The sequence below is a fragment of the Dialister sp. CAG:357 genome (assembly GCF_000435155.1).
GTDB classification, from domain to species: Bacteria; Bacillota; Negativicutes; order Veillonellales; family Dialisteraceae; genus Dialister; species Dialister hominis.
The window spans coordinates 22,612-31,840 of record NZ_FR896461.1; the positions used below are offsets into that span (position 1 = coordinate 22,612).

The following is a 9,229-nucleotide window of genomic DNA, read 5'->3' on the forward strand; positions in this document are numbered from 1 at the left end:
GCTGCGGCTGCTTCCTTCAGGACAGCATTATATTCCTTGGAATAGTCCGGATCTCTCTTGATTTCATAAATATCGCCGCCAATTTTCTGCTGGATGGAATGAGCGACTTCGCCCGTTATGCCGCCCCACGTAAAGTAAGCGATCATGATTTTCTTTCCCTTATTGGATCCGGCAGGCAGCTCTTTGATCGTATCAATAGATTTTGCTTCCTTTTCATGAAGGCTTTCTAGCTGGTCCTTCAGGTCTTCGGACATAGGCTTCCCTGTCGGGTTTGGCACATACTTCCCGTTCTGCGAAGTTGGCTGCACGGCAGAGGCCGCTTTGCTTGAAGAACTTCCCGAGTTTCCGCAGGCGGTCAACGCCAGGACAAGCCCGCCCAATGCAAGAGCCGCGCAGATTTTCTTGATTTTCATAAAATCCCTCCCATAATCACAATCCTTGTACCTCATTTTCCTCTATTTTATCACCTGAAGCAGAAATATAAACAAAATAAACAAACAGAATTTTTATTATTCTTTTTTTCTTTTAGAGGACCCTTTCCCTTTGATTCCTGTATAATAAGGAAAACAGTTTCATCAGGAGGATATATGATCGTTACTATCAAAGACGATTTCGATGCTGATAAGATCATGAGAAGCGGACAGTGCTTCCGTGTCGTTCAAACTGAATATGGTTACCGCTTTATCACAGGCTCCCATGTGCTTTACATGAAGCCGCTTACAGAGACAAAGTATGACATTTCCTGCAGCCGGTATCAGTGGAATCATACATGGAAGCCTTACTTTGACTGGAACAGGAATTACAAATCCATAAGGGAGGCTCTTCCGGAATCAGATCCATGCCTGTACAAGGCAGCTTCCTACAGCAGTGGCATCCGGATTCTCCGTCAGGATCCATGGGAAACGCTCATTACTTTCATCATCTCGCAAAGAAAATCCATTCCTGCTATCCGTTCGGCTGTCGAAGCGCTTGCAAAGGCCGCAGGAAAACCTGTAAAGACGCCCTATGAAATCATTTATACATTCCCAATGCCAAAGGAATTATCAAAGCTTTCGTTAGAAGAGCTCAAATCCTGCTCCTTAGGATACAGAGCTCCTTATATATACGATACTGTGAAAGCGGCTGTTAAAACTCCCGGTATAATGAAAAAGATAGGTACACTCGATGACGAAGATCTTTTGAAGGCGCTGATGGATTTCCCGGGTGTCGGCATTAAAGTAGCAGGATGCACAGCACTCTTCGGATACGGACGGACATCTTTTGCCCCCGTTGATGTATGGATTTCCCGGGTCATCGATACATTCTACCAGGGAGAAAACCCATTCCCTTCTTTTGGTGAAAATGCTGGAATCCTCCAGCAATACCTTTTCTTCTACGCCCAGACAACAAAATTGAAATAAAAAAGCAGTGAAATTGTGATGATGCAATTTCACTGCTTTTATTTTAGAATTTCAGCCCTGCTTTCCGGAGCGCTTTGAATGTGTAATCAAGAATATTGTACAATGTTTCGCTGTCTTCAGCAGTCAGATTCTTTCCGTCGACTGCTTTAAGATCCTTGTAATAAAATCCTAGTTTCTTTTCAAGATTCTTTGCAATATCAATACCTTCTGCAGGTGTCTCAACCTTAGGCTGATTCATTTCAGCTTCCAGCTGGAATACGCGTTCCTGCAGTTTTTCATTTTCTTTTTCCAGTGAATCGATGGTCAAATGAAGTCCATCGATGGCATCTCTTTCCTGATCCAGATTCATCTGGAGGCTCTCTACCGTTCCCTTCAATACCTGAATCGTTTCAGCAGCCGCTTCCATTGCACTCTTTGAAATTTCCTGATTATCCATTATCCATCACCTCGCGGAAACTACGATACTTTTCTTTATTTTATCACAGCTTTTGACAGTCTATCAGGTATTTTTAATGAAATCTGTGACATATTCGCGATAAGCCGGCCCATTTGCAGACATTTCCATCGTATGTGACGCTCCCTGGAATATATAAAGTTTTTTGTTCGTGCTGGACGAATCTGCTAAAAGAAGTTCTGCTACTTCAGGCGGTACGAGCTGGTCTTTCGCGCCATGAAGGAAAAGCACAGGAGATGTCATGTGCTGGACTCTGTTTACCGGATCGATATCAGATAAAAGCTTGCCCGTGTGCATGTATAAGGCTGCCTGGAAGAATGGATTCAATACGTCCATGCCGAGGACCAGTCTGTCATCCCCCGTATACTTCATAAGCTTGTCTCTTCCAAGATCTAAAAGATCCCCGTAAGAGCTGTCGGCCACATAGAATTTCATTTGCTTTCCTTCATCGCTTGCACTGTAGATGAGCGCCATGGCAGCGCCTAAGGAAACACCATGGAACCCGATCTGCATCTGCGGATTTTTGCTTCTAAGAAGCGAAACCCATGCATTCATATCCTCTACATCATGGATGCCCCAGTCTGTATGGCCGCCTTCACTTTCTCCATGCCCGCGAAGATCGGCCAGCAGGACATTGTATCCCATCCTGCGGTAAATATTGGCATAAGGAATGCACATCGTGCGGTTCTGATACAAACCATGGAGAAGTATCACCGTATTCCGGGTTCCTGATTCTCCCGGAATATACGTCCCGACAAGTTTCGTCCCATCCTTTGAATGGACTTCGACCCTCTGCCAGCCATTTCTCGCCTCCAGTGAATGGATCCGGTCAAGTTCTCCTTTACGATTCTCTATTCCAAGAATCTGATCCCAGGGCGCGGAGAAAAGCTCTTCATACGCTACATTTCCCGCATAAAGCCCCGCCGCCAGAAAAAGGATAAGTGCAAGACCGACGAGCCACTTGATTAATTTCCACAAAAAACGCATTCTAATGTCCCCTATAAGCAAATTTTTGCTTCCTGTCCCGTTTCTTCTGGAATAACAAATGACCGCAGAATATCTGCGGTCACTATTATTTCTGTCATCATCTGATGTCTGCGCGCTCAATCTTCCCGACAAGAGGCACATCAGCATCAATCATAATCCGATCTCTCCCTGCCTGCTTTGCCTTGAACAACAAACGGTCTGCCCTGTCGACAATGGATTTTAAGGTATCTTCTTCTCTGACAAAGGTCACGCCAATAGAAACTGTAACAGAAAGCTTATTTCCGTCTTTAATAATATACGCCTGATTGACTACATCCCGCAAGCGGTTTGCAATCGGAACGGCATCCTTTTCATAAGGAACAGGGCATACACCGACAAACTCCTCGCCGCCCCAGCGTCCGATCACATCTTCGTGCCGGACATTCTCTTTAATGCTGTCAGTAAATGATTTCAGCATCATATCTCCGGCAACATGGCCATATTTTATATTAAAGTCATGGAAATGGTCAATATCCATAAACATCACGGCAAACGGGCGGAATAATTTGTGGTACTCATAGAACCTGACCTTCAGTATGGATTCCATGTACAAGCGGTTCGGAAGCTCTGTCAGGGAGTCATGGAATGCGATCTCATGCAGATTTTCAACGAGACGGGAATCTGCTTCCACCGGGCCCACTACCTCAAAAATTTCTGCTACATGCTTCGTTTCCCCATTTTCATCCTTAAGCGGCACAAAATATGTATCAATCAAGATGCGGTATCCGTTCTTATGAAGAAAAGTAACTCTTGCTTTTGATTTTTCTCCCGATTCGACAGTAGCAAGGAGCGGGCAGAAGAATTGGCAAAGGCTTCGTCCCTCTTCATCCATATGGAACAATCCTGACTGCGGACAGTGCTTGCCCACCATTTCCTCTCTTTTATATCCTGTAATCTGTTCCGCTTCCTTATTCCAGTAAACGATCGTACGGTCCGGCTCTACAATGTAAAGTCCAAAAGGAAGATCATCCGCTATCTTTCTAAAATTTTCTTCTTTCAGCTCCATCAGTAACTCCCCTTTCTATAATCCGAGTTCCGTACAGGAATTACATGGTACATAACAAATCATGAAATCATGGCCGGCACAAATCATCATTTAGAGAACCTGCCGTTTGCATGCATCAGCTGTTCCCGCTGCGGAATTACCTTGCAGCAGCTCTTTCATCTCCCCGTTCTGTCAGTTTGTGTGTTTTGTAATATTTCTTCTTGTTGCGATACATCTTTTTATCGGCAGATTTCATGCCAAAATCAAACTCAGATGCATTCTCCACCCATTCAAAACCAATGGCAACATCCACGGAACGATTCCGGATGACCTTTTTGAATTTCCTAAGTTTATCCATCTTGTCCAGTTTCTTCACATTATCCATGATGATAATGAATTCATCGCCGCCAAGGCGGTATATATCGTCAAGATCGAAGATTTCCTTCATGATGTCAGCGATTTCCTTCAGCCGGAGATCCCCTGCATCATGCCCGTATGTATCATTTGTTGCTTTAAGATTATTCAGATCGGCATATATAATTCCAACCGGCGTCCGATGGAGCTTGAGCTCCTCTACCTTCTTGCTCATTGCGTTCCTGTTATGGAGTCCGGTCAGCAGATTATTGCCCGACATATATTTCAGTGTATCCATCAGTTCCTGGTTTCTTGCCTTGAGGTCCAGGTAACCAGCCACTTTTTCCAGCATGTACCTGACATCGACTCCATTTTCCCTGTCGTAATTGATTACGCCAAGGAAGCCATATAAATGATTATCACGGAAAATAGGAACTTCAGCAATAGAATGCACATCGTGCGCTTTCAGGAACTGATACGTTACCCGGTCAGTCTCCTTGATATCATCAATATCGGAAATCGCAATGCTGTCATTCTTCTCAAGGAGATGCTTCCTCATCTCGACATATTCATCAAAATCAGCACCTGTAAATCCCAGATTCTTAATCGATGCAAGACCTTCTCTGCACCAGCTGAAAGGATAGGAAACTGACTGATTCTGTATGTTTCCGATGAAAACGCGGTCTGCGGAAATGATAATTCCTATTTCCTTGAGAACACTTCCAATCGCTGTGCCATAATTCTCGCCTTTGATGAGGATATCCATCAGGTAATTGACCAGATGATCCGTTGAATAATTGAGTACTCTGGGTGCTGCCTGCACGGTACTCTTGTCCCGGTGAAGAATCATTGCTGAACAGGTGCCTCTTCTAGGCCCCCTGAAAAACAGATAGTCCAGCCATTCTCCTTCTTCAGGGAAGTACTTCTGATTGAAAACGGTCCTTCCTTCGTAAGCGGCTTCATACAAACGCTGCCGCCAGGTATAATCCGGCGTATCCAGAAGATCAGAAAAGCGTTTTTCCAATTCAGTCTTATTATGGATTCCCATCATCTTCTCATATGCCGTATTCTTGTAACGGCAGATGATGCCTGAAATCATTCCATCATTTCCAATCGGAACATCAAGCAGGACGTAAGGAATGGGAATACGATCGAACAGTTCGCCTTTATTGACCCAGTCATCGACGGAAATTTCAGCACCGCCGCTCCTGATAATGCCAATAGCCTGTTCCATCAATTTACCGGCTGCAATCTTATCTGATCCATATGTAATCAGTGTATTTGCATCCACTTTGCACGGAATATTTTTCACATGATCAATATGGGAAATTTCTTCTTTCAGTTTCCGGCTCATATCCGAAACAGCCCCCTGGTCCTCATAATGGAAGAGAAGGATAAACTCTCCTCCATTGATTCTTCCGACCGGCCCGCTCCTGCCGAAAACTGAATTGATTCTTGAAGTGACTTCTCTCAAAAGTTCATCTGCCGTCTCTTTCCCGTAAGATGCCAGCATTTGATTGTACTGGGGAACAAAGATAAAGAGCATGACGTAGTCCACATTATAATGCTGATACATTTCCGAATACGTCATCATGGACTCGAGCAAACCTCTTGAATTCAAAAGTTCTGTAACCGGATCTGTTACTGTAAGCTTTAGATTCTCACGGCTCTTTTCTATCTGCTCTTCCTCAATGAACCAACCTAAAATCCCTATGATTTCTCCTTCATCATAAATAGGAATCTCTGTATAAATAATTCTTTTCAGCGTTCCCTGAAATACGCAGTCAACCATTTCGTTCCTGATGCAGCGGCCGGAAATGAGCACATCATCCTCTGAACGTTTCCAGGAATATTCATTGATAATCCAGCCCATCTCATCCGACGTCTTCCCAATGACGTCTTTTTCTGAGCTGAGTCCGAAAGATTTCATGAACTTCGAATTGATTCCGCGGATCCGATGCTCCCTGTCCTTCCAGAAACAGGCAACGTCTGAGAAATTCATCAGACTCTTCCAGAGGATATCCTTGCTCTCGACACCTCTTTCAGCATACGCTTCAAGCGCTCTTTCTTCGATATCTTCCTGCGCTGTGCCTACCATCTTCGCACAGTCTCCAGACAGCCCCTTCACACAGTAAAGTATCTTTGAAGCGCCCGTGCGGGATACCGGTATGATAGTATGCATTTTCCAGGGATATGTCCCATCCTTGTCTTTAGTCCGGAAGAAAGAAGAAAGGCCGGTATGCCCTTCCGCCTCCACCCTTTGCGAAAGTGTATTTGCATCTGTAAAAGCCAGGTATCTTTCATAATCAGCAGGATAGATACAGGTCTCGAAGTAAATGACATGATCCTGTCCCAGATCACCCGTCTTTGACAGTTTTCCTCTCGTTTCTCCCCGGCCGGCCAGGTTCATTGAAGTTCTTTTTGCCAGATCTAAAAGCGTTATATTGTCGTAGACGGAATATACATTCTGAAGAATGCGGTCAAAATGCGCCTGTCCGGCTCTGTCTGTATCTCCCGGAGTATTTTCTACCAGATTATTTAATTTGATAGAAAATGCATACGTTCCATTATTAAGAACAATGCAGGCTCCTGAAATAATCTTCAGTTTATTGCTGATGATGCAGGAAACTTCTTCACGATGCCCGCTTTTCAGTACTTTTTCAGCCAGTTCCCTGAATGCACTAGCAAATTCCATCCGCCTTGCATTTCCAATGCTTTCCCTATTGCCAAGCTCTATGCAGCCGGGCGTCATAATCTTTTTCAGATGTTCATCCTTGGTATATAAAAGACGAATGGTCTTTCCATCGTATTCAGCGACACCAGGCGCTTTATCGTTCTGAAAATCAACCTTGCTCAAAGCCTCATAGCAAAGACGCATAGCGCGGCTTTCAATTTTGATTCCCGTATCCATGCAGTGACGTATCGTTTCTTCGTAGGGAGCCGGTTTTCCAAAATAATATCCTTGTACTTCTTCGCAGGCCGCCTTTTTCAAGAATTCAAACTGCTCCTTTGTCTCTACGCCCCCTGCCAGACTCCTCCCGCCGATGGTTTTCGTCATAGCGACAACGGATGACAGGATATTTCTGGCCCTTTTACTCGGGCTTGATAGAAATGCCATATCGATTTTAAGCACGTCAAACTTATAGTCTTTCAGAAGATTGAGCGATGAGTACCCGCTTCCGAAATCATCCATCCAGACTTCATAACCAGCCGCGCGGAATTTTTTCAGAGTCTTCCAGATGACTGTTTCCCCGCCCATAAAAACGCTTTCCGTGACTTCGATATGCAAAAGTTCCTTTGGAACTCTGTATCTGGCTGTCAAATCCTCTATTTCCTTAAAAATATCGCAGCAAAGAAAATCGAGGCGCGAAAGATTGACCGAAACAGGAACAATAGCCTCTCCGCTTCTCTTGCAAAGTGCAATATTCCTGCACACCTGACGAATAATCTCCAAATCAAGCTTGTAAATTTCACGGCTGTCTTCCAAAGCGGTGATAAAGTCGCATGGCATTAAGAATCCCTTTACAGGATCATTCCAGCGGGCAAGCGCTTCCATACCGCATAACGTTTTTGAAATCGTTCTTACGACTGGCTGGAAGTATGCCTTTATGTATTCCTTCTCTATTGCTTCATCAATATTCTTGGTTACATATTCGCGGACAGTCAGACTCTTTCCCATGGAATCCGTGTAATATGCATAAAATGTGTCCGGTGTATTGCGGATACTGTCACAGGCAATCTTGACACTGGCCAGTGCCAGATCAGGATTCAGCGTTTCTCCATGCAGTTCATAGACGCCGATCTTGCATTCCACCTTGGCAGACGGCCTGATACGAAGGATCATATCATGCACTTCCTTCAGGCACCTGTCTATATCTCCGCCTTCAGCAAGGACCATAAAATGATCCACATCAAAACGGGAGATGAATGAATCTGAAAAGACCTGGCGGATGCTCTCCCCCATCATCTTCAGGAACATATCTCCTGCCGTAATGCCATAATTGACATTGAACATTTTGAAATGGGAAATATTGAAGAACAGCAGGTACAATCTGTCAGGATGGCTTTTTTGCGCATTTTCCCTGACAACTTCGTGAGCTGCAGCAATAAAGCGCCTCATGCCAGGAAGTCCCGTTACAGGATCGACCTCATAAGAAGGCAGTCTGCCTTTTTCATTGATGACAAAGACGTGAATCAGATGGCTTCCTGTCTTCTCATCCTCTACATGCCCTGCCAGTTCCACGGGCCGGCAGCTTCCATTTGCTGTCACTATCATGCAGTTCAATGTAAAGCGGTCTTTGCTTGCATGCAGCTGATCCTTGATATCATCCAGCAGCAAGGTCCGGTTCTTATGGATCATGCCAAAAAGGGACCCGCCTGTCAGTTCACGGAATCCTCTTTCATTTTTACAATCGCATAGAGCCAGCATTCGGGGGTTCGTATAGACAATTTCTCCCTGTTCATCATCTCCGTATACAAAGACGCCAATAGGGAAGTTTTCATAAGTATGTCTCATGAAGTCCAGCGTATATAACGATTTATCCATAATATCCCCGTCCCAGCTTCTACGGAAGCTCGAAAAAATATTTTTAATCTTTGTTATAATTATATAAGCTTTAGTCCATATTTGTAAATATCGAATAAGCGCTTTAGCCTGAAAAATATAATAAAAACGCCAATCTGTCGGGTGTTTACAGATTGGCTTAAAATTACTTTATAAAATTCGTTAGTTTATAAATTTTTATTTTTTTGTTCTTCCTGCCTATTTCATCACTGCATTTACCTTTCATCCCAATTTCCAAATGCAGCCTTTCCGCCTCACCGGAAAGCATCTCTATGACTGATGCGGCATGGAAGCAGGCTGAAATTCCTATCCAGGGATGAAGATTTTTTACTATTTTCACAATAATATTATCCTGATCAAGATAAACCGCATCAATAGCAAATCGCATAAAGCACATATGAATGCTGTTTGTTGAAACAAGAAGAAGCCCGCTTCCATGAGGAAGC

7 protein-coding genes are annotated in these 9,229 nt (G+C 44.1%); 1 reads left to right on the top strand and 6 read right to left on the bottom strand.

The window, feature by feature from the left end:
- A partial coding sequence (locus M3200_RS07950) for a hypothetical protein (RefSeq protein ID WP_288178229.1) occupies positions 1 to 413 on the bottom strand: 413 nt, incomplete at its 3' end.
- Positions 414 to 587: 174 nt separating this feature from the next.
- Between M3200_RS07950 and M3200_RS07955 the strand changes: the two genes are divergently transcribed.
- A complete protein-coding gene (locus M3200_RS07955; protein WP_022383003.1) occupies positions 588 to 1,400 on the top strand; it encodes a DNA-3-methyladenine glycosylase family protein in 813 nt (270 codons plus the stop codon).
- A 43-nt stretch (positions 1,401 to 1,443) separates the two neighbouring features.
- Here the strand turns inward: M3200_RS07955 and M3200_RS07960 are convergent, their stop codons facing one another.
- The 5 genes from M3200_RS07960 to M3200_RS07980 form a co-directional block, all read right to left on the bottom strand.
- The gene (locus tag M3200_RS07960) at positions 1,444 to 1,836 is read right to left on the bottom strand and encodes a hypothetical protein (protein WP_022383004.1); all 393 of its coding nucleotides are present in this window, start codon (positions 1,834 to 1,836) and stop codon (positions 1,444 to 1,446) included.
- Positions 1,837 to 1,899: 63 nt separating this feature from the next.
- The gene (locus M3200_RS07965; RefSeq protein ID WP_108849594.1) at positions 1,900 to 2,841 is read right to left on the bottom strand and encodes an alpha/beta hydrolase; all 942 of its coding nucleotides are present in this window, start codon (positions 2,839 to 2,841) and stop codon (positions 1,900 to 1,902) included.
- A 97-nt stretch (positions 2,842 to 2,938) separates the two neighbouring features.
- Positions 2,939 to 3,886 (bottom strand): sensor domain-containing diguanylate cyclase, encoded by a 948-nt coding sequence (locus tag M3200_RS07970; protein WP_022383006.1) that lies wholly within the window; start codon positions 3,884 to 3,886, stop codon positions 2,939 to 2,941.
- A gap of 136 nt (positions 3,887 to 4,022) precedes the next feature.
- Positions 4,023 to 8,765: an EAL domain-containing protein gene (locus M3200_RS07975; RefSeq protein ID WP_022383007.1), complete on the bottom strand. Its 4,743-nt coding sequence runs from the start codon at positions 8,763 to 8,765 to the stop codon at positions 4,023 to 4,025.
- A 163-nt stretch (positions 8,766 to 8,928) separates the two neighbouring features.
- Positions 8,929 to 9,229 (bottom strand): DUF192 domain-containing protein (locus M3200_RS07980; RefSeq protein ID WP_288178230.1); only part of this gene is annotated, 301 nt, incomplete at its 5' end.